Annotated in this window: 17 protein-coding genes and 1 riboswitch; of the genes, 6 read left to right on the top strand and 11 right to left on the bottom strand. The window is 59.9% G+C overall.

What is annotated here, in order from left to right; genetic code table 11:
- Window positions 1–6 precede the first annotated feature (6 nt).
- The 7 genes from KGD89_RS02625 to KGD89_RS02595 form a co-directional block, all read right to left on the bottom strand.
- On the bottom strand, window positions 7–528 hold the full coding sequence (locus KGD89_RS02625) for a retropepsin-like aspartic protease family protein (protein WP_025258278.1): 522 nt from the start codon (window positions 526–528) through the stop codon (window positions 7–9).
- Window positions 525–1,505: an esterase-like activity of phytase family protein gene (locus KGD89_RS02620; RefSeq protein WP_025258277.1), complete on the bottom strand. Its 981-nt coding sequence runs from the start codon at window positions 1,503–1,505 to the stop codon at window positions 525–527. The genes KGD89_RS02625 and KGD89_RS02620 overlap by 4 nt, the downstream gene beginning before the upstream one ends.
- Window positions 1,502–3,406, bottom strand: a complete 1,905-nt coding sequence (parE, locus tag KGD89_RS02615; protein WP_025258276.1) for a DNA topoisomerase IV subunit B — start codon at window positions 3,404–3,406, stop codon at window positions 1,502–1,504. The genes KGD89_RS02620 and parE overlap by 4 nt, the downstream gene beginning before the upstream one ends.
- 16 nt (window positions 3,407–3,422) lie before the next feature.
- A complete protein-coding gene (locus tag KGD89_RS02610; RefSeq protein WP_025258275.1) occupies window positions 3,423–4,058 on the bottom strand; it encodes a YqiA/YcfP family alpha/beta fold hydrolase in 636 nt (211 codons plus the stop codon).
- Window positions 4,059–4,147: 89 nt separating this feature from the next.
- Window positions 4,148–4,954 (bottom strand): 3',5'-cyclic-AMP phosphodiesterase, encoded by an 807-nt coding sequence (gene cpdA, locus KGD89_RS02605; RefSeq protein WP_025258274.1) that lies wholly within the window; start codon window positions 4,952–4,954, stop codon window positions 4,148–4,150.
- A 99-nt stretch (window positions 4,955–5,053) separates the two neighbouring features.
- Window positions 5,054–5,506 (bottom strand): DUF1249 domain-containing protein, encoded by a 453-nt coding sequence (locus KGD89_RS02600; protein ID WP_025258273.1) that lies wholly within the window; start codon window positions 5,504–5,506, stop codon window positions 5,054–5,056.
- A complete protein-coding gene (locus KGD89_RS02595) occupies window positions 5,497–6,114 on the bottom strand; it encodes an NUDIX domain-containing protein (protein ID WP_025258272.1) in 618 nt (205 codons plus the stop codon). Before KGD89_RS02595 ends, KGD89_RS02600 begins: the two co-directional genes overlap by 10 nt.
- A 208-nt stretch (window positions 6,115–6,322) precedes the next feature.
- On the opposite strand from KGD89_RS02595, the gene KGD89_RS02590 reads away from it, so the two are divergent.
- Entirely contained in the window at window positions 6,323–7,069 is a 747-nt protein-coding gene (locus tag KGD89_RS02590) for an RsiV family protein (protein ID WP_025258271.1), read from the top strand.
- A 72-nt stretch (window positions 7,070–7,141) separates the two neighbouring features.
- On the opposite strand, the gene thiC is transcribed toward KGD89_RS02590, so the two are convergent.
- Complete coding sequence (thiC, locus tag KGD89_RS02585) at window positions 7,142–9,031, bottom strand: phosphomethylpyrimidine synthase ThiC (protein ID WP_025258270.1); 1,890 nt, start codon at window positions 9,029–9,031, stop codon at window positions 7,142–7,144.
- A gap of 142 nt (window positions 9,032–9,173) precedes the next feature.
- Window positions 9,174–9,278, bottom strand: a riboswitch (TPP riboswitch).
- A gap of 157 nt (window positions 9,279–9,435) precedes the next feature.
- Here thiC and KGD89_RS02580 point away from each other — a divergent pair.
- Window positions 9,436–10,875, top strand: a complete 1,440-nt coding sequence (locus KGD89_RS02580; RefSeq protein WP_025258269.1) for a TolC family outer membrane protein — start codon at window positions 9,436–9,438, stop codon at window positions 10,873–10,875.
- A gap of 37 nt (window positions 10,876–10,912) precedes the next feature.
- Here KGD89_RS02580 and waaA read toward each other — a convergent pair whose 3' ends face one another.
- Entirely contained in the window at window positions 10,913–12,190 is a 1,278-nt protein-coding gene (waaA, locus tag KGD89_RS02575; protein WP_025258268.1) for a lipid IV(A) 3-deoxy-D-manno-octulosonic acid transferase, read from the bottom strand.
- Window positions 12,191–12,325: 135 nt separating this feature from the next.
- Between waaA and KGD89_RS02570 the strand changes: the two genes are divergently transcribed.
- Genes KGD89_RS02570 through KGD89_RS02555 form a run of 4 tightly spaced genes read left to right on the top strand, consistent with a single transcriptional unit; the run spans window position 12,326 to window position 15,693 of the window.
- On the top strand, window positions 12,326–12,658 hold the full coding sequence (locus KGD89_RS02570; protein ID WP_025258267.1) for a DMT family transporter: 333 nt from the start codon (window positions 12,326–12,328) through the stop codon (window positions 12,656–12,658).
- Between the two features lie 48 nt (window positions 12,659–12,706).
- A complete protein-coding gene (locus tag KGD89_RS02565) occupies window positions 12,707–13,882 on the top strand; it encodes an NAD(P)/FAD-dependent oxidoreductase (RefSeq protein WP_025258266.1) in 1,176 nt (391 codons plus the stop codon).
- Entirely contained in the window at window positions 13,879–14,694 is an 816-nt protein-coding gene (locus KGD89_RS02560; protein WP_025258265.1) for an aldo/keto reductase, read from the top strand. The genes KGD89_RS02565 and KGD89_RS02560 overlap by 4 nt, the downstream gene beginning before the upstream one ends.
- Before the next feature lie 36 nt (window positions 14,695–14,730).
- The gene (locus KGD89_RS02555; protein ID WP_025258264.1) at window positions 14,731–15,693 is read left to right on the top strand and encodes a hypothetical protein; all 963 of its coding nucleotides are present in this window, start codon (window positions 14,731–14,733) and stop codon (window positions 15,691–15,693) included.
- Between the two features lie 65 nt (window positions 15,694–15,758).
- On the opposite strand, the gene hldE is transcribed toward KGD89_RS02555, so the two are convergent.
- Complete coding sequence (hldE, locus tag KGD89_RS02550; protein WP_025258263.1) at window positions 15,759–17,180, bottom strand: bifunctional D-glycero-beta-D-manno-heptose-7-phosphate kinase/D-glycero-beta-D-manno-heptose 1-phosphate adenylyltransferase HldE; 1,422 nt, start codon at window positions 17,178–17,180, stop codon at window positions 15,759–15,761.
- A 70-nt stretch (window positions 17,181–17,250) separates the two neighbouring features.
- Window positions 17,251–18,678, bottom strand: coding sequence for a PIG-L deacetylase family protein (locus tag KGD89_RS02545; RefSeq protein WP_025258262.1), 1,428 nt, complete (start codon window positions 18,676–18,678; stop codon window positions 17,251–17,253).
- Window positions 18,679–18,691: the final 13 nt, after the last annotated feature.

Below are 18,691 nucleotides of genomic sequence, written 5' to 3'. Positions count from 1 at the left end.
GCCTCATCATTTTGTCGTCTGACGCAGCAGCAAGGTGCCGCCGCGCTGGGTAAATTCGAGTTGTTTCATTGCGCTCATGCCAAGCAATATCTGCTCGCCCTCAAGACCGGGCGCCACAATGGCGCGCACGTTGCGCAGGGTGATGTCACCCACCTGCAGGCTGTCGAGCACAGCCCGATAGCCGCGGCTTTCGCCATTGGCGGTGCTCACCGTAACCGGTACGCCTCGCGACAGGCGCAGCGTGTCGGCCACTTCAGCCGGTATCGCCACATCGGTTGCCCCGGTATCGACCATGAACTCGACCGTCTGACCATTGATCCGGCCGGTGCTGACGAAGTGCCCGCGGCGGTCAGCCAGCAATTGCACTTCGATATAACCCTCGCCGTGTTGCGAAACGACCTGGGTATTGGGGTTCTGCTGCCGCTCTTCCCAGTCGCCGAAAAAGCGCGTGGCCAGAAACAGTCCCGCGCCCCAGGCCAGGAACATCAGGATCCTGCCCGCACGCCTGCCGGGAAGCGGCTGGTTCATTGCCCAGCGCTCCAGCCACCGGCGGGAGCCGCAAAGCGCCAGACAATCGGGCGCTTCTCGCCATCAGCCCGGACACCGAAATTGTTGTCGATACCGATCCAGGCTCCGCTTTCATCGACCACCAGTGCTTCGGTCAGGCCATAGGGCTGATCGTAGATACGCCCAGGCAGCAGGGCCTCTTTGGCGAACGACCAGCAATGCTCGACCTCACCGCTTTCCAGGGCCCGGCGACAGACCTGATAGACCGAACGCTCCAGGGTGAACAGCTTGCCGTTGAACAGCGAAATATCCGAGAAATCCTTTGTGGATAACTTGTCGCCTTTCAACTGCGGTGGCGGTGCGGCCTGCCCCGGATCGACAAGCAGTACGCAGCTCTTCTTGCAGTTCCACTTGTCCTTTTCACGCTGGACCACCAGCAACCCGCGACTCTCACGCTCGGCCGCCAGCCAGACCTTGTCGCCTGCCGCATTGACAGCAATGCCTTCAAAGATCGCGTTGAAATGCTGCAGCATGCCCCGGGCACGGGCCTGTTCTACCATTGCCGCAGGCAGATCAAGCCACACAGGATCGCCGGTGATCGGCACTTTCAGAACAGTGCCGTGAGCTTCGCTGACCAGATAACGATTACCTTGAGCGTCACAGCTTACGCCCTCGAAATCCATACTGCCGCCACGTATCACGGATGACAGGCTGGCCAGCGAGCGCAGATTCAGAGGCAGATAGCTGACCGGCTCAGGCACAGTCATGGCGTGAGGCTCAGCCACCCAGGTCTTGTTCGTGGTATCGAGGCTGTAAAGCAGGTTGTCGTCACGATCCGATACCGTCCACAACCGGCCGTTGCACATCGCCAGACCCGACAGATTACCGCCGACCATACCGTCTACCGGATGCTCGGACACCAGTGTCAGTTCTTCAACAGGCGCAGCAAGGGCCGGTGCGACGACCAGCATCAAGGCGGCAAGCCAACTTCTCGTCAAGTCAGGACCTCGGCAAGGTTGCCTTTGGACTCAAGCCAGGTCTTGCGATCGCCAGCGCGTTTCTTGGCCAACAGCATGTCCATGATTTCAGAGGTCGCGGCAAAGTCATCCAGCGTGAGTTGCACCAGACGCCGGGTGTTCGGGTCCATGGTGGTTTCACGCAGTTGCGGCGGGTTCATCTCACCCAACCCCTTGAATCGGGTGACCTGTGGCTTGCCGCGTTTCTTCTCGGCAACCAGACGATCCAGAATGCCGTCGCGCTCGCTTTCATCCAGGGCATAGAAGATTTCCTTGCCCAGATCGATCCGGTACAGCGGCGGCATGGCGACATACACATGGCCCGCATCCACCAGAGGACGGAAATGCTGGACGAACAGCGCGCACAGCAGGGTTGCGATGTGCAGACCGTCCGAGTCGGCGTCGGCGAGGATGCAGATCTTGCCGTAACGCAACTGGCTGATATCGGCAGCGCCCGGATCGACACCAATGGCGACCGCGATATTGTGGACTTCCTGGCTGGCAAGCACTTCGCCGCCATCGACTTCCCAGGTGTTGAGGATCTTGCCGCGCAACGGCAGGATCGCCTGGAATTCCTTGTCCCGCGCCTGCTTGGCTGAACCACCCGCGGAATCACCTTCCACCAGGAACAGCTCGGAGCGCGCAGGATCCTGGCCGGCACAGTCGGCCAGTTTGCCGGGCAGTGCAGGCCCCTGGGTAATGCGCTTGCGCTCGACCTTCTTGCTGGCCTTGAGACGACGACCAGCGTTGTTGATCGCCAGATCCGCCAACTGCAGGCCCAGCTCGGAGTGGGTGTTCAGCCACAGGCTGAAAGCATCTTTTACAACGCCCGACACAAATGCTGCCGCTTCACGGGACGACAGACGCTCTTTGGTCTGGCCGGAGAACTGCGGTTCCTGCATTTTCATCGAGAGCACGAAAGCAATTCGCTCCCAGACGTCTTCCGGCGCCAGCTTCACGCCACGCGGCAGCAGGTTGCGGAATTCGCAGAACTCGCGCATCGCATCCAGCAAGCCCTGGCGCAGGCCATTGACATGGGTGCCGCCCTGAGCGGTCGGGATCAGGTTGACATAGCTTTCCTGAACACTGTCGCCGCCCTCGGGCAGCCAGAGCAGCGCCCAGTCCACGGCTTCCTTGTTACCGGCGAAGCTGCCACAGAACGGTTCGTCCGGCAGGCGCAGGAACTCGGTGACCGAATCCTGAAGGTAAGATCGCAGGCCGTCTTCGTAATGCCACTCGACCTTTTCGCCGGTGGATTTGTCCTCGAAACTGACCAGCAGCCCCGGGCAGAGTACGGCCTTGGCCTTGAGCACGTGCTTGAGGCGGCTGACGGAGAATTTGGGGCTGTCGAAATACTTGGGGTCCGGCGCGAAATATACGCTGGTGCCGGTATTGCGCTTGCCAACCGTGCCGACAACGGCCAGTTCCGAGGCCTTGAAGCCGTCGGCAAAGGTCATTTCGTATTCGTTGCCATCGCGCTTGACCCGAACCCGGACCTGGGTCGAAAGCGCGTTGACCACGGAAATCCCGACACCGTGCAGGCCGCCGGAGAACTGATAGTTCTTGTTGGAGAACTTGCCACCGGCGTGCAGCTTGGTAAGGATCAGTTCGACACCGGACACACCCTCTTCCGGGTGAATGTCCACCGGCATGCCGCGACCGTCGTCGGACACTTCCAGAGAGTTGTCGGCGTGCAGGATCACCTGGACCGATCTGGCATGCCCGGCCAGCGCTTCGTCGACACTGTTGTCGATCACTTCCTGGGCAAGGTGATTCGGCCGAGCGGTGTCGGTGTACATGCCCGGACGTTTGCGAACCGGGTCGAGGCCCGAGAGGACTTCGATGGCGTCTGCGTTATAAGAGCTAGCGCTGGGATTGGCCATGGGTTCTCATCATCAATTATTCATGGGTACGAAGGCGCGAATCGGATAGATCAATTGCCCGCAACAGCTCAGGCGCAAATCCGGCAAAACTCAGCAAGGCCGGCATCTGCTCGGCAAAGCCTTGATAACTGTGGTCGCCACCGGCCTGGATGCGCAATGCACAGGCCCGATAAAACGATTCGGCACGGCGGTAATCCAGAGTTTCATCACCGGTCTGCAGCCATACCTGAATGCGGTCCGGGTCCTGTGGAGCCGGTACTTCAAGCTCCGCCAGTGCCGTTATGTGGTCTTGGGTCAACTCCCAGCGCTCACCGGTATACAGGTTTTGCTGGGTACCGAGGTAGCCGTCGAACAACTGGTGCGGATTCACCGCCGGGTTGATCAGGACCGCCTTGAGGCCGTGCCGATGCGCCAAATGAGTCGCATAGTAGCCGCCGAGCGAGCTGCCGACCAGCAAAGGCCGCCCAAGCGCCTGTATCGCGGCCTCAAGCTGAACCATGGCCTGGCGCGGATGGTGATGAAGTTCGGGGACGCGCAATTGCTCGCCTACACCCAGCGAGTTCATCAGGGCGACCAACCGAGAGGCCTTGTTCGACAGGGCAGAGCTGTTCAGACCGTGAATGTACAGCAATGAAGGTGTGTCGCTGATCAAGCCGTCTCTCCCGAAGCCCGGAACAAAGCCGCGTAGTTTACAGGGATAAATGGCTCAAGGCCTCAAGGGAATTCATGGTCCGGCAAGGATCAATAGCCGGTACCGCCATAATCGACTTCAAACTGCATGCCGACCACGCGGGAAACACCGGTTTCGAGCTGTCCATCATCGTGCAGGCGCAGCCAGCGATAGCCCGGCGCGGCGGTGTCGAGCGTGAAATCCACACTGCCCGGCGCGAACTGGATACAAGTGGACGGCGAAGCCAATAGCCTCAAGCCATTACGCTGCTGATCGAACGCTTGATGCACGTGCCCCCACAGAACGGCACGCACCTGGGGAAAGCGATCCAGCACCGCGAACAGCGCGTCGGCATTGCGCAAGCCGATGGGCGCCATCCATTCGCAGCCGATAGGCACCGGATGATGGTGCAGGCAAACCAGATGATGACGATCGGGAGCCTCGCTCAGGGATTGCTCCAGCAATTGCAGTTGCTCCTCCTGCAGGAAACCGGGCACCGAGCCGGGAACCGCAGAATCCAGCAGCGTCACTCGCCACTGACCGACATCAACCACTGGCTGCTGCAAGTCACTGTCTTGTGAGGCATGGGCCATTTGCGGCAATTCGTCGTGATTGCCGGGGAACCAGCGCACAGGTGCAGCGATCTGCCCGCTGAGCTGACGAAAGGCCTGATAGGACTGCACGCTGCCATCCTGGGAAATATCACCACTGGCAATCACAAGATCGATGCCCGACTGCTCGGCCAGCACCAGATCGACGACCTTTTCCAGGCTGTCACGGGTCTTCATGCCCAGCAGCGTGCCATCCGCTTCAGCGAACAGGTGACTGTCGGATAGTTGCACCACTAAAACTGACGATGATCGGGATGCGCTCGGCAAGGCCGTCTCCTTGAGCGAATTCAGCGCGATTATGAGATGCGGGAGGAGGCAGGTAAATCGGGAAAGTGTGCCTGGATCACATTTGAGTGAGCGGCAGGGTCAACGTACCGCTTCAAACTCGTGACCGCACGCCAGACAGTGGCTCAGCCATTCGCCCAGGAACAGATTGAGCTGGGCCTTTTCGTCAGGCTGGTGCATGTCGGCATTGGGATACGGATAAATCCCCCGAAAGCGTCGGGCATGCTCGGCGCCGATCACTTCGGCCATCCGCGCATCGTGATAGACCTGAACTTCGAGGCGCGGCACTGGCAGCCAGGCCAGGCTGTGCTCCTGGCGAACCTGCAGGGTTGTGGTGTAAGGGCAGTCGAGAAGCACTTCGACTGCCAGCACGCCGAGCATCTGGTCGCCCTGGGTGACCGCCACCCGGCGCGAGCTTTTCTGGGTACGCATATCGGGAAGCAGACGCATCAAGCGCGCGTAGTTGGCCTCGCACGCCGCCTGTAGCCCGGCAAGATCGACACGGTAGCGCTCGCGCAAAAGATTCACGACCATAGCCCCCTGATTTCCGTACGGTTCAACGCCAGCCATTGCAAGGCAATGATGGTTGCCGCATTCATGATTCGCCCGTCAGCCACAGCCTGGATCGCATCATCGAACGACCAGACCGACACGCGGATATCCTCGTTCTCGGACTCCAGCCCGTGCAGACCGCCCGCCCCCTGACTGTCACACTGCCCCATGAACAGATGAACGAATTCGTCACTGCCACCGGGCGAAGGAAAGTACTTGGTTATCGGCCATAACGCGCTGAAGACAAGCCCAGCTTCCTCTTCTGCTTCGCGATGAGCAACTTCTTCCGGCTGTTCGTCCTTGTCGATCAATCCGGCCACCAGTTCGATCAGCCAGGGGTTGCCGCTTTTCTCCATAGCGCCTACCCGAAACTGTTCGATCAGCACCACTTCATCGCGCTTGGCGTCATAAGGCAGAACACAGACGGCATCATGACGAACGAACAGTTCGCGACTCATTTCATTACTCATGCCACCGGCAAACAGCTCGTGGCGCAAGTACAGCTTGTCGAGCTTGTAGAACCCCTTGAAGCAGCTTTCGCGCCGGGTGATCTCAAAAGCCGTTGGCGTTGATCGGGTGTTCTGGGGCATAGGTTTCTCGCTTGCGGTGATCTGTGACTTCAGACCATCCTAACGCGCATCGACTCCAGGATGCAGCCCCCTTGAAGATGCAGGGTAGACGGCCAGGGCATAAAACACTTCTAATCCGCCAAGTGGCGAACCGAAGACATTGTTTGCAGTCCAAGCAGCCTGCATACGAACAATGCAACCGCCTCCATTGATATCGCCAAGGACCAACATGTCGTTATTGAGGATCACTTCACTGGCTTGTCTGGGCCTGATGCTGGGCGCCTGCCAGAGCATTTTCACACCCGGCATGCGTACACCGCTGCAAGTCCAGCGCGATGCTTCCGAGCTGATAAAGCCAGGCTGCACCACCAGCGATTGCCCGCTGGTCAATATCGATACCGTGCACTTTCCCGACGAGCCAAGGCTGGACGCCATTGTCCAGAAGACCTTGCTGCAACTGACCCGCACGGATTCCGGCGCGCCGGTGCCTGCGTCGATCAAGGACTATCAGGAACAATTCCTGAGCAGTGCCTCGGGTCGCAACAGCAGCTATCTGCAAGCCAAGGTACGCGAACAGCATGACGGTATCGTGGTAGTCGAGCTGTCGAGTTATCTGGATACCGGCGGTGCCCACGGCAACCCCGGCAGAGCGTTCATCAACTACTCGCGCCAGCAACAGAAAGTCCTGACCCTGGCAGACATGGTGATCCCGGGCAAGGAAAACGAATTCTGGGCCAAAGCCGAGCTGGCCCATCAGGGCTGGCTGGTTTCGACCAAGATGAATCAGGACAGTGAGTTCGTGAAGACCTGGCCGTTCAAGCGAACGCCCAACATTGCCCTGACCTATGGTTCGGTGATCCTGAAGTATCCAGTCACCACCATTGCGCCCTACTCCATGGGCCATATCGAGCTGAAGATTCCTTATCCACAGCTCAATGGCGTGATCCGTCCGGAGCTGTTCCCCGGCCGCGGCTAAAACCGCTGTCGCGAGCAAGCTCCCTCCCAATTCCGTGGGGAGGGAGCTTGCTCGCGACGGGCCAAGACGAGGTCACACTTTCTTGTAGAGCTGGCTGCCCTCCTGCTTGAAACGCTCCGCCTGCTCGCGCATCCCTTCTTCCACTGACAGGTCAACCGCCTCGATTTTCTGGTTGGCGGCGTACTCGCGCACTTCCTGAGTGATCTTCATCGAACAGAACTTCGGCCCGCACATGGAGCAGAAGTGCGCCACCTTGGCCGAGTCCTTGGGCAGGGTTTCGTCGTGGTACGAGCGGGCAGTGTCCGGGTCCAGGCCGAGGTTGAACTGGTCCTCCCAGCGGAACTCGAAACGCGCCTTGCTCAAGGCATTGTCACGAATCTGTGCGCCCGGATGCCCCTTGGCCAAATCCGCAGCATGGGCGGCGATCTTGTAGGTGATGATCCCGGTCTTCACGTCATCCTTGTTCGGCAGACCCAAGTGCTCCTTGGGGGTGACGTAGCACAGCATGGCGCAACCGAACCAGCCGATCATGGCCGCACCGATGCCCGAGGTGATGTGGTCATAACCGGGCGCGATATCCGTGGTCAGCGGGCCAAGGGTATAGAACGGCGCCTCGTCGCAGCATTCGAGCTGCTTGTCCATGTTCTCCTTGATCAGTTGCATCGGCACATGGCCAGGGCCTTCGATCATGGTCTGGACATCGTGCTTCCAGGCAATTTTGGTCAGCTCACCCAGGGTTTCCAGCTCACCGAACTGGGCTTCGTCGTTGGCGTCGGCAATCGAACCGGGGCGCAGGCCATCGCCCAGCGAGAAGCTGACGTCATAGGCCTTCATGATTTCGCAGATGTCCTCGAAATGCGTATAGAGGAAGTTTTCCTTGTGATGCGCCAGACACCACTTGGCCATGATCGAACCACCCCGGCTCACGATCCCGGTGACGCGCTTGGCGGTCAATGGCACATAGCGCAGCAATACACCGGCATGGATGGTGAAATAGTCGACGCCCTGCTCGGCCTGCTCGATCAGGGTGTCGCGGAACAGCTCCCAGGTCAGGTCTTCGGCCACGCCGTTGACCTTTTCCAGCGCCTGATAGATCGGCACGGTGCCGATCGGAACAGGCGAGTTGCGGATGATCCACTCACGGGTTTCATGAATGTGCTTGCCGGTGGACAGATCCATGACCGTGTCCGAACCCCAGCGGATACCCCAGGTCAGCTTGGCGACTTCTTCCTCGATGGAAGAACCCAACGCACTGTTGCCGATGTTGCCGTTGATCTTCACCAGGAAGTTACGGCCGATGATCATCGGCTCCAGCTCGACGTGGTTGATGTTGGCCGGAATGATTGCGCGACCACGGGCGATTTCTTCGCGCACGAACTCAGCGGTGATTTCCTTCGGGATGCTGGCCCCGAAACTGTGGCCGGCGTGCTGTTGTTTCAGCAGCCCCGCAGCCCGGGCTTCCTGAAGTTTCATGTTCTCGCGGATGGCGACATATTCCATCTCGGCGGTGATTATCCCCTGACGCGCATAGTGCATCTGGCTGACGTTGGCACCCGCCTTGGCGCGACGCGGATTACGCACGTGGGCAAAGCGCAGGGCTGTCAGTTCTGGATCGTCCAGACGTTGCTGGCCGAAGTGGGAACTCAGGCCGGCCAGACGTTCAGTGTCGTTGCGCGAATCGATCCAGGCCGAACGCACGTCGGCCAGGCCCTGACGCACATCGATGATCACATTGGGATCGGTGTAGGGACCGGAAGTGTCGTAGACCGTTACCGGAGCATTGATTTCGCCACCGAAGTCAGTGGGCGTGACATCAAGGGTGATCTCGCGCATCGGCACACGGATATCGGGGCGCGAACCCTGGACATAGACTTTCTGCGAGCGGGTAAAAGGTTGTACCGATCCAGAATCGACCTGGGCGGACTCACTCAAGTGCGGGGCGTTTTTTGCTTTTGTACTCATCACGGCTCTCCAGACAGTTTGTTGTCGGAGTAACCTGATAATACGGACGGACGCACCCTGAGAGGTGCTGAGTATCGGCGGGCGTGCTACTGTTCGTTTTTTGAACAATCGACCCCGGACGACACTCAAGAGGACTCGCCGGGAGACGAGAAATCTTGTTCCCTACGCAGGCGCTAACCTGATCAGGTTCAACGGGATCCGGTTTAACCGATCTCAGCCTCACAGCAAGGCACCCCGACAAGAACGTCGCAAGTCTATGATGGTCGGCCCTGCAAACACCAGCCTATTTATGCCGCCATCGATAAATGGCTAATAGCCGATTGTTGCGCTCAACAACTGGCTCTACACTCGCTAACCCGGTTTTGCATCAAACCGGCATCATTACCATGAACAGGGAATGCCTCATGTTGCGCAAACTTTCGTTGGTCATTGCCGTGTCGTGTGCCGGCAGCGTACAGGCCCTGGCCGCGGATGCGCCCCTTCCGACCAAGACCGGACTGGTCAACGTTTATCAACAGGCCGTAGATAACAATGCCGATCTTGCGGCTGCCCGCGCCGATTACGATGCCCGCAAGGAAGTCGTGCCCCAGGCTCGCGCCGGCTTGCTGCCCAACCTTTCGGCAAGCGCACAGGCCAACAACACCCGCACCAGCATCGACCAGCCCAGCGCCATTGCAACCCGCAGCGGCACGGTCTATCAAGCGACCCTGAGCCAGCCGATCTTCCGCGCCGACCGCTGGTTCCAGTTGCAGGCCGCCGAGGCCGTCAATGAGCAAGCGGCACTGGAACTCTCGGCCACCGAGCAGAACCTGATCCTGGAGTCAGCCCAGAGTTACTTCGCAGTCTTGCGCGCCCAGGACAACCTGGCTTCGACCAAGGCCGAAGAAGCCGCCTTCAAGCGGCAGCTGGATCAGGCCAACGAACGGTTCGATGTCGGCCTTTCCGACAAGACCGATGTGCTGCAAGCACAGGCCAGTTACGACACTGCACGGGCCAACCGGATCATTGCCAAGCGTCAGGTGGACGATGCCTTCCAGGCGCTGGTGACACTGACCAATCGCGAATACAACTCCATCGAAGGAATCGTCCACACCTTGCCGGTGCTGGCGCCGATCCCCAACGATGCCAAGGCCTGGGTCGATACCGCCGCCCAACAGAACCTGAACCTGCTGGCCAGCAACTATGCCGTCAGCGCAGCCGAGGAAACCCTGCGCCAGCGCAAGGCCGGTCATGCACCGACCCTTGATGCGGTCGCCACTTACCAGCGCGGCGACAACGATGCACTGGGCTTCAGCAACCCCAACTACACGGGTCGCAATTATGGCGGCGATGTGGAGCAACGCAGCATCGGCGTGCAGTTGAATATCCCGATCTACAGCGGTGGCCTGACCAGTTCGCAGGTTCGCGAAGCCTACTCACGCCTGACCCAGAGCGAGCAGCGTCGTGAAAGCCTGCGCCGTCAAGTGGTGGAAAACACCCGCAACCTGCACCGCGCCGTGAATACCGATGTGGAACAGGTGCAGGCTCGCAAGCAGTCGATCATCTCCAACCAGAGTGCTCTGGAAGCCACGGAAATCGGCTATCAGGTCGGCACCCGCAATATCGTCGACGTACTCGATGCTCAGCGTCAGCTATATGCCTCGGTGCGTAATTACAACAACACCCGCTATGACTACATCATCGATAACCTGCGCCTGAAACAGGCGGCTGGCACCCTGAACCCGGGAGATTTGCAGGACCTGTCGCGCTACCTGAAATCCGACTACAACCCGGACAAGGACTTCCTGCCACCGGATCTGGCGGCAGCGGCGCAGAAGAATTTCGAGAAGCCAGCACAGCGGTAACATCTCTCTTCGCTCCCGGCCACCTGTGGGAGCGAATTCATTCGCGAAAGCAAATGGAAATTCCATCCAGCAGGCGCTGCAACGCGCCTTGATTGGCCTTCATCACTCCTGTCCCGGCATCCGCCATGGTCTGCGCCAGTTTCGGCTGACCGAACAGACGCTGCACTGCTACCGCCAGCGCAGCCGAATCACTCACTTCTTCCAACGCTCCCGCCTGACGCAGCAACGCGGCAATTTCCAGGAAGTTGAACAGGTGCGGGCCGCTCAGTACCGGCTTGGCCAGTGCAGCAGGCTCCAGCAGGTTATGCCCGCCATTGGGCACAAGGCTGCCGCCGACGAAGGCATTGTCTGCCAACGCATACAGAAACAGCAGTTCACCCATGGTGTCGCCCAGCAGCACCGACGTATCCGGCGTGACCGGCTGCCCGGATGAACGTCGTACGGTCGTGAAACCGGTCTGCCGGCACAAGTCGTGCACACTGTCGAAACGCTCGGGATGGCGCGGCACCAGAATCAGCAAGGCCTCGGGATAGCCCCGCAGCACTTGCCGATGGGCTGCCAGGACACTTTCGTCTTCGCCTGCATGGGTGCTGGCCGCGATCCACACCGGACGATGCATGGCCTGCCATTGCTCGCGCAACTGCGCCGCCCGCTCCAGCAGTTGCGGGTCGATACTCAGGTCGAACTTGATCGAGCCGGTCACTGTCACGCATTCAGGCCGTGCGCCCAGGTCACGAAAACGCTGGGCTTCCGCTTCGGTCTGCACGGCAAACCAGCTCATGGCCGCCAGCATCGGGCGAGTCAGCCCTGCAAAACGTGCATAGCCGCGAGCCGAACGCTCCGACAGCCGCGCATTGGCGAGCACCACGGGAATATTGCGCCTGGCGCACTGGTGAATGTGATTGGGCCATAACTCGGTTTCCATGATGATGCCGAGGCGAGGCTGCACATGGTCCAGAAAACGACCCGCCGCCCAAGGCAGGTCATAGGGCAGATAACAGTGCTGAATCCGTGGCTCATTGGCGAACATCGCCTTGATCCGCTCCGAACCTGTCGGGGTCATGCAGGTCACAGTCATCGGCAACGCCGGGTATTGCGCCAGCAAGGCACGAATCATGGGAGCCGCGGCGATGCTCTCGCCCACCGACACCGCATGCACCCAGATGCCGCCGCGCTGCATCGCAGGCAAGTCGATAGCGAAACGCTCGCCGATTCGCTGGCGATACGCCGGAGCCTTGCGTGCACGCAACCACAGCCGCAGGGCAACCAGCGGCAAACCAAGGTGAAACAACAGGGTATAAAGAGTTCTATTCATGGGCACGGAGTTTATCAGCACGCCTCATCAAAGCCACGACCTCATGCAGGCGTGAACACACTTGCCCGTGGCGCACGGAATGCTATGGGCGCCTTAAGAAATCGCTAAGATACGCAGCCCCCAAGGAGAGACACCATGACTGCCTACTATCTGCTGGCCATCGCGATCTGCGCCGAAGTCATCGCCACCACGTCCATGAAAGCCGTCAAAGGCCTGAGCACACCGCTGCCTTTGCTGCTGGTGATCGCCGGCTACGGCATTGCCTTCTGGATGCTGATTCTGGTGATGCGTACGATTCCGGTGGGCATTACCTATGCCATCTGGTCGGGCATGGGGATCGTCATGGTGAGTATCGCGGCGTTCTTTATCTACGGTCAGAAACTGGACCTGCCGGCCTTGCTGGGCATGGGAATGATCGTGCTCGGGGTGGTGGTCATCCAGTTGTTCTCGAAAACCGCCGGGCATTGAAATCGCGATCCCCTATAATGGCCCATTCTTCACGCCACTGAGGTGTCCATGCCATCTGTTATTTCCACTGACGTCCTGATTGTCGGAGGCGGTATTGCCGGCCTCTGGCTCAATGCCCGGTTGCGTCGTCAAGGGTTCTCGACAGTCCTGGTAGAAAGCGCGAGCCTGGGTGGCGGACAAAGCCTGAAGTCACAGGGCATCATCCATGGGGGTGCCAAATACGCCCTGCATGGTGCGCTGTCGGGTGCCTCCGAAGCGATTGCCGACATGCCGCGTCGCTGGCGTGAATCTCTCAGCGGCACAGGCGAGCTGGACCTGTCCGGCGTGCGCCTGTTGTCGGAGGCCCACTATTTATGGTCGCCCGGCACTATCGCGGGCAACCTGACCAGCTTCTTCGCCAGCAAGGCCGTGCGCGGGCGCGTGGATCAGGTCAAGGGCGAGCAACTGCCGCCCGCGCTGCAAAACCCGAAATTCAAAGGCAAGGTGTATCGGCTGGCCGAACTGGTGGTCGATGTCCCCAGCCTGATCGCGCGTCTTGCAGAGCTGGCCGGTGACAGCCTGCTTGCTGCTCAGCAGATCGAACCGCTGCATGAAAATGGCGAACTGGCAGGCTTGCGCGTGGATGGCCGCGAGATCCGCGCCCAGCGTATTGTGCTCAGCGCAGGTGCTGGTAATGCTGACCTGCTTGAAGCGCTGGGCGTTTCCCAGCCCAGGATGCAGCGCCGCCCCTTGCATATGGTGCTGGTCAAAGGCCCAACCCTGAAGCCGCTATACGCTCACTGCCTGGGCGGCGGCCCCAAGCCGCGCATTACCGTCACCACTCACCCTGCGGCCGATGGCCAGTGGGTCTGGTATCTGGGTGGCGACCTTGCCGAAGCCGATGGCGTGGCACGCGAGCCTGCGGCCCAGATCGCGGCTGCCCGCAAGGAGCTTGAATCGCTGCTGCCATGGGTCGACCTGAGCCAGGCGCAATGGGCCACCTTGCGTGTCGATCGGGCAGAACCGGCGCAATCGGGTCTGGTAAGGCCTGACAACGCTTTTGTGGATGTCCAGCAGCGCCTCATGATCGGCTGGCCGACCAAACTGGCCCTGGCACCGGACTTTGCGGACCGCGTCCTGGCGGCCCTGTCGAAGGATGGCATTCAGCCGACACCACAACCGGCCATGAACGACCTGCCTCTGCCACCTCTGGCGATACCTGTCTGGGATGAACTGCTGCCATGACCGTCAAAACCCTGCATGACCTGCATCGCCCGCTGGGCAGTACCGGCCTGAGCATTTCGCCATTGGGCCTGGGCACCGTCAAACTGGGCCGCGATCAAGGCGTGAAATACCCCAATGGCTTCACGATCCCCGACGATCAGCAAGCGCAAATGCTGTTGAAAATGGCTCGGGACATGGGCATCAACCTGATCGACACGGCCCCGGCCTACGGCACCAGCGAAGAACGCCTTGGCCCGCTGCTGCGCGGCCAGCGTCAGGACTGGGTGATTGTCAGCAAGGTGGGAGAAGAATTCGTGGAGGGACAATCGAGCCATGACTTCAGCGCCGAACATACACGCGTGTCGGTGGAGCGCAGTCTGAAACGTCTTGAAACCGATTTCATCGACCTGGTTCTGGTGCATTCGGACGGCAACGATCTGGCGATTCTCAACGATACAGAGGTCTATCAGACCCTTGCCGAGCTCAAACGTGAAGGCAAGATTCGTGGTTTCGGTTTTTCCGGCAAAACGGTCGAAGGAGGCCTGCTGGCATTGCGCGAAGGCGACTGTGCGATGGTCACCTACAATCTCAATGAGCAGGGTGAAAAACCGGTTCTGGACTACGCTGCCGCTCATGGCAAAGGGATTCTGGTGAAAAAGGCTCTCGCCAGCGGTCACATATGTCTGACCCCAGGAGTCGACCCGGTACAGGCCAGTTTTCAGTTGCTGTTTGAACATCCGGGTGTTGCCAGTGCTATTGTCGGGACTATCAATCCCCTGCACCTGGCTCACAACGTTGCATGTGCAGCCGCTGTGATTCGCCGTCAAGCCTGATGCAGGCGGCCGACCCCAACGCAAGAAGGAGCCGATATGCCGCGAACCCTGATCCGGAAAAACCCCAGCGACTTCAAGACCCTGCCGTTATTTGTCGAAGCCACTCCCGATAGCCTGAGTTATCAGAGCGTCGGGATGCCGTTGAATTTTTCCCAGACCTTGCAGCGTCGCCGCAAGATCGAAGTCCCGGACAACGAGCGCTTCGCCACGGAGCTGGCCAACCTGGGCGTGTCGATACGGCTGACCCTGAACTGGCAGAATCGCGATTACTGGGTGCTGGTCAGGCAACGGCGCCAGGACCGTGGCGATGTGGTTCTCAAGCTGATTTCCGGCTATGTCCCGGCTCACGAAATCACCCTGCCCCTGCACACCGCCATTCAGGAAGTCGCTGAAGAGTGCCTGATCGAAACGCCTCAGGGCTGGCTGAGCGGGCGCTTCAACGACACCTGGTTGCCGGCGCCTTATGCCGCAGCGCTGCATTATCGCGAAGCCATGCCTTTTCGCCTGAGTTCTCTGTCGGGCGCAGCGCGGCCGGTGCGTTGCGGCAGCATGACCCTGATCGAGCGCCCGCGTGCTTACGTGCATTTACCGACCGCGTCACTGCAACTGATCTACGACATGCGCCTGGAGATTCCCAAGGAAGCACGCCCTCTGAGCCTGTTTCATGTGGATGAAACCCTGGAAAAAGAGCAACTGGTCGCCCGCCTCAATCGCAGCAAGCCCGACCTGTATCTGATGCCGCTGGAAAACGGTGTGCCGCTGCCCGAGCTTTATACCCTCAAGCAGGACAAGCTGGCACCGGTCAGCACACGCGGCTTGTACCTGGCAGAAAGCTTCGCCGCCCAGGATGGCTGGGTGGTGCATGAAGAGCGGATTCGCTGGAAGGACTGGCTCCGGCAACAAGGCCTGACGCCACTGCCCAGAAAGAGCAGCCTCAATAACCTGACCGGCAAGGCCAAAGAGTTGCTGCAAATGGCGCGCAAGAGCCTGAGTAAATAAACCGTAGCGAATTCATTCGCGAAATGCCCCTTCGCGAATGAGTTAGCTTCTACCGGTGGTCCGCGTCACTGACCGCGGATTTTCTCGACAATGGCTGTGGTCGAGCTGTTTTCCACCAGCCCCAGCACTTTCACTTCACCACCATAGGCCTGGACGATTTCAGCGCCGACCACCTGATCGATTCCGTAGTCGCCTCCCTTGACCAGCACGTCCGGTTTGACGTGGCGCAGCAGGTTTTCCGGAGTGCCTTCAGGGAAGCTGATCACCCAGTCCACAGCGCCCAGACCGGCCAGAACGGCCATGCGTCGGTCAACGCTGTTGATCGGACGACCCGGCCCTTTGAGGCGGCTGACGGAAGCATCGTCATTGATTGCGACGATCAGCCGATCACCCTGGGCGCGGGCCTGCTCCAGGTAGGTCACATGGCCTGCATGCAGGATGTCGAAACAGCCGTTGGTGAAGACGATCTTCTCCTGGTGGGCCCGAGCGTCGTCAATGGCCAGCAGCAGTTGCTCCAACCCCAGAACACCACGCTCGGAGCCTTCTTCACGCTGAATGGCACGACGCAGTTCCGGAGCGCTGATCGCTGCGGTACCCAGCTTGCCGACGACAATACCTGCCGCCAGATTCGCCAGAGCCACGGCATGAGGCAGGTCTTCGCCAGCAGCAATGGCAGCCGCCAGTGTGGAAATGACCGTATCGCCAGCACCGGTCACATCGAATACTTCACGGGCTCGGGCCGGCAGATGCAAAGGTGGATGGTCAAGACGCAGCAGGGTCATGCCGTGCTCGCCACGGGTGACCAGCAACGCGCCCAGCTCCAGTTCGCTCATCAGTTTCGCGCCCTTGGCGACCAAATCGCTCTCGTCGACACAATGGCCGACGATGGCTTCAAACTCACTCAGGTTCGGGGTAATCAGGCTCGCACCCCGGTAGATGGCAAAGTCCTTGCCCTTGGGATCGGCCAGCACCGGAATGCCTCGATCACGCGCAGCCTTGATCAGCACCTGATGGTTTTTCAGCGCGCCTTTGCCGTAATCGGAAAGTACCAGCACCTTGATGCCATCGAGCAGGGTATCGACTTCCACGCTCAAGGCCAGGGCGTCGGTCATGAAGGGTTCTTCAAAGTCGATGCGCAGCAATTGCTGGTGACGGCTCATGACCCGCAGTTTGACGATGGTCGGCTGATGGGCAATGCGCTGGAAGTGCGCACGCACACCGGCAGCCTTCAGGCTGTTGGCCAGGCTTTCGGCAGCTTCGTCTTCGCCGGTCACACCGACCAGCGCGGCAGGTGCACCCAGGGCGGCGATGTTCAACGCAACGTTGGCAGCACCGCCGGGACGGTCTTCAATCTGATCGACCTTGACGACCGGCACAGGCGCCTCAGGAGAGATCCGTGAGGTACCACCATGCCAGTACCGGTCGAGCATGACATCGCCGACCACAAGGACAGGCGCTTGATCGAAACGGGGCATGGACAACTTCATGGAAACTCCAGGGGCAAAAAACGACGCGGATCATAACATAGCCAATTTGGCTCAAGACGCCAGCAAGCAGCTATACCTTTTCAGCGCTGGTGCGAGGTTTGACATCCTGCACCCAGAACAGCTCATGGCGCCGTACAGCCTTGCGGAAAAACTCGTTACTACCTGTAACAGGCCAGCGCCTGCCAGCCAACAACTGCTGAATCCACCGCCGGACCTGCTTCTTGAAAGGCAGCGGATCCTGCAGGTCATGCTGCATGGCCAGGGCCATTGCCTTGTCCATGCGTTGAGCGCCATCCAGAAGGATACTGCAGACAGCCAGAGGCTTCATCGCAGCCGTCGCCGGTGGCAGGGCTATACCGTAATCTGCCGGCCCCATGGGCCAGCGGTCATTGTCATGCAGGTGATTGGCATACAACAGCAATGTACTGGGTCGCCACTCGCTCAACTCGATGGCCTGCAGCAAGGCCTCGGTCGCGGCGACATGGTCACGGTGAGGATCCAGCTCCAGATGCGGCGTGACAACCACTTGCGGTCTGAAATGTTCCAGAACACGCACAATGTCAGCCACCAGGTTGGTCCAGGTCGCCAGCCCGTCAGCTTCGGAAGGTAAGGCAAAGGCCGAAGCCTGGCGCCAGAGACGGATATCGCTCTCCCCTGACTCGCGGGAGCCGAACGGCACGGTGGGCTGCGCCTGCATTTCAGGCAGACGCAAACAGTAATAACCCAACTGTACACAATGATCCTGCGCCACACCGCCCCACAAAGGCACAGCCAGACTGTCCCAGGTCCGCAGACGTCCCTTGAGCACCGCAGACTGTTCAGCGTCGAGACCAAAGCGACGGTAGCTCTCGGCTTCTATCTCGCCCTGGGTCAGGGTCATGATCGCGGCGTCAGGTGCGCGACTGTAAAGACCGAAGGCCGCAAGTTCTGCATCATCGGCATGAGGGGCCAGCACCAGAAGCGATTGAGCGCTGTAATCGGGATTGCTCATGGCATAGAGCGTGAACGAGCCAACAGCCTTGCAGCGGTGCGGGACAAGTGAAAGCGTCCCTTGCATCAATGCCGCTTCCTGGCCTGTCAGGTTCAGATAGCGCCTGCCTGCGACCCCGCGCTCGAAATCCTGACGATCGTTGCCCACCTGCACATAAGGATCAAGCCAGCGCCCCAGCCAGTTGGCCTTGAGTTCAACAGCCAGAATCAGGGTGTCGCTGCCTGACAGCGATGCTCCGGCCGGCAGTTCCAGCGTGCCGTTGCGCAACCCGGCTTCGACGACCCGGGCGCTGTCCGGAAAGTCGTAGCAATAGTCACTGTCAGGCTCGTAGAACAGGTGATCTGCAAACCAGGCCTCGTGAGCCACCCAGGCCAGAAGCACAAGCACGGGCGGCACCCACCATGTAACAAGAACACCCACCAGCACCAATGCAATCAGCACTGAAACAGCCAGGTAACGCTTACGTCGCCTGTGGCGCTTCAGCAACTCGTCCTTACGCCCGCTCATGGCAGCCCTCTTC

Source organism: Pseudomonas cichorii (genome assembly GCF_018343775.1).
GTDB lineage: Bacteria > Pseudomonadota > Gammaproteobacteria > Pseudomonadales > Pseudomonadaceae > Aquipseudomonas > Aquipseudomonas cichorii.
This window is presented reverse-complemented; position numbering and strand designations above follow the sequence as displayed.

What these genes read in the sequence shown, in the direction of transcription:
- KGD89_RS02565 (WP_025258266.1), top strand. Translation starts at nt 12,707, where the DNA reads ATGCCATCTGTTATTTCCACTGACGTCCTGATTGTCGGAGGCGGTATT.
- KGD89_RS02580 (WP_025258269.1), top strand. Translation starts at nt 9,436, where the DNA reads ATGTTGCGCAAACTTTCGTTGGTCATTGCCGTGTCGTGTGCCGGCAGC.
- thiC (WP_025258270.1), bottom strand. Translation starts at nt 9,031, where the DNA reads ATGAGTACAAAAGCAAAAAACGCCCCGCACTTGAGTGAGTCCGCCCAG.
- KGD89_RS02625 (WP_025258278.1), bottom strand. Translation starts at nt 528, where the DNA reads ATGAACCAGCCGCTTCCCGGCAGGCGTGCGGGCAGGATCCTGATGTTC.
- parE (WP_025258276.1), bottom strand. Translation starts at nt 3,406, where the DNA reads ATGGCCAATCCCAGCGCTAGCTCTTATAACGCAGACGCCATCGAAGTC.
- KGD89_RS02590 (WP_025258271.1), top strand. Translation starts at nt 6,323, where the DNA reads ATGTCGTTATTGAGGATCACTTCACTGGCTTGTCTGGGCCTGATGCTG.
- KGD89_RS02555 (WP_025258264.1), top strand. Translation starts at nt 14,731, where the DNA reads ATGCCGCGAACCCTGATCCGGAAAAACCCCAGCGACTTCAAGACCCTG.
- KGD89_RS02595 (WP_025258272.1), bottom strand. Translation starts at nt 6,114, where the DNA reads ATGCCCCAGAACACCCGATCAACGCCAACGGCTTTTGAGATCACCCGG.
- hldE (WP_025258263.1), bottom strand. Translation starts at nt 17,180, where the DNA reads ATGAAGTTGTCCATGCCCCGTTTCGATCAAGCGCCTGTCCTTGTGGTC.
- KGD89_RS02545 (WP_025258262.1), bottom strand. Translation starts at nt 18,678, where the DNA reads ATGAGCGGGCGTAAGGACGAGTTGCTGAAGCGCCACAGGCGACGTAAG.
- KGD89_RS02600 (WP_025258273.1), bottom strand. Translation starts at nt 5,506, where the DNA reads ATGGTCGTGAATCTTTTGCGCGAGCGCTACCGTGTCGATCTTGCCGGG.
- waaA (WP_025258268.1), bottom strand. Translation starts at nt 12,190, where the DNA reads ATGAATAGAACTCTTTATACCCTGTTGTTTCACCTTGGTTTGCCGCTG.
- KGD89_RS02570 (WP_025258267.1), top strand. Translation starts at nt 12,326, where the DNA reads ATGACTGCCTACTATCTGCTGGCCATCGCGATCTGCGCCGAAGTCATC.
- KGD89_RS02560 (WP_025258265.1), top strand. Translation starts at nt 13,879, where the DNA reads ATGACCGTCAAAACCCTGCATGACCTGCATCGCCCGCTGGGCAGTACC.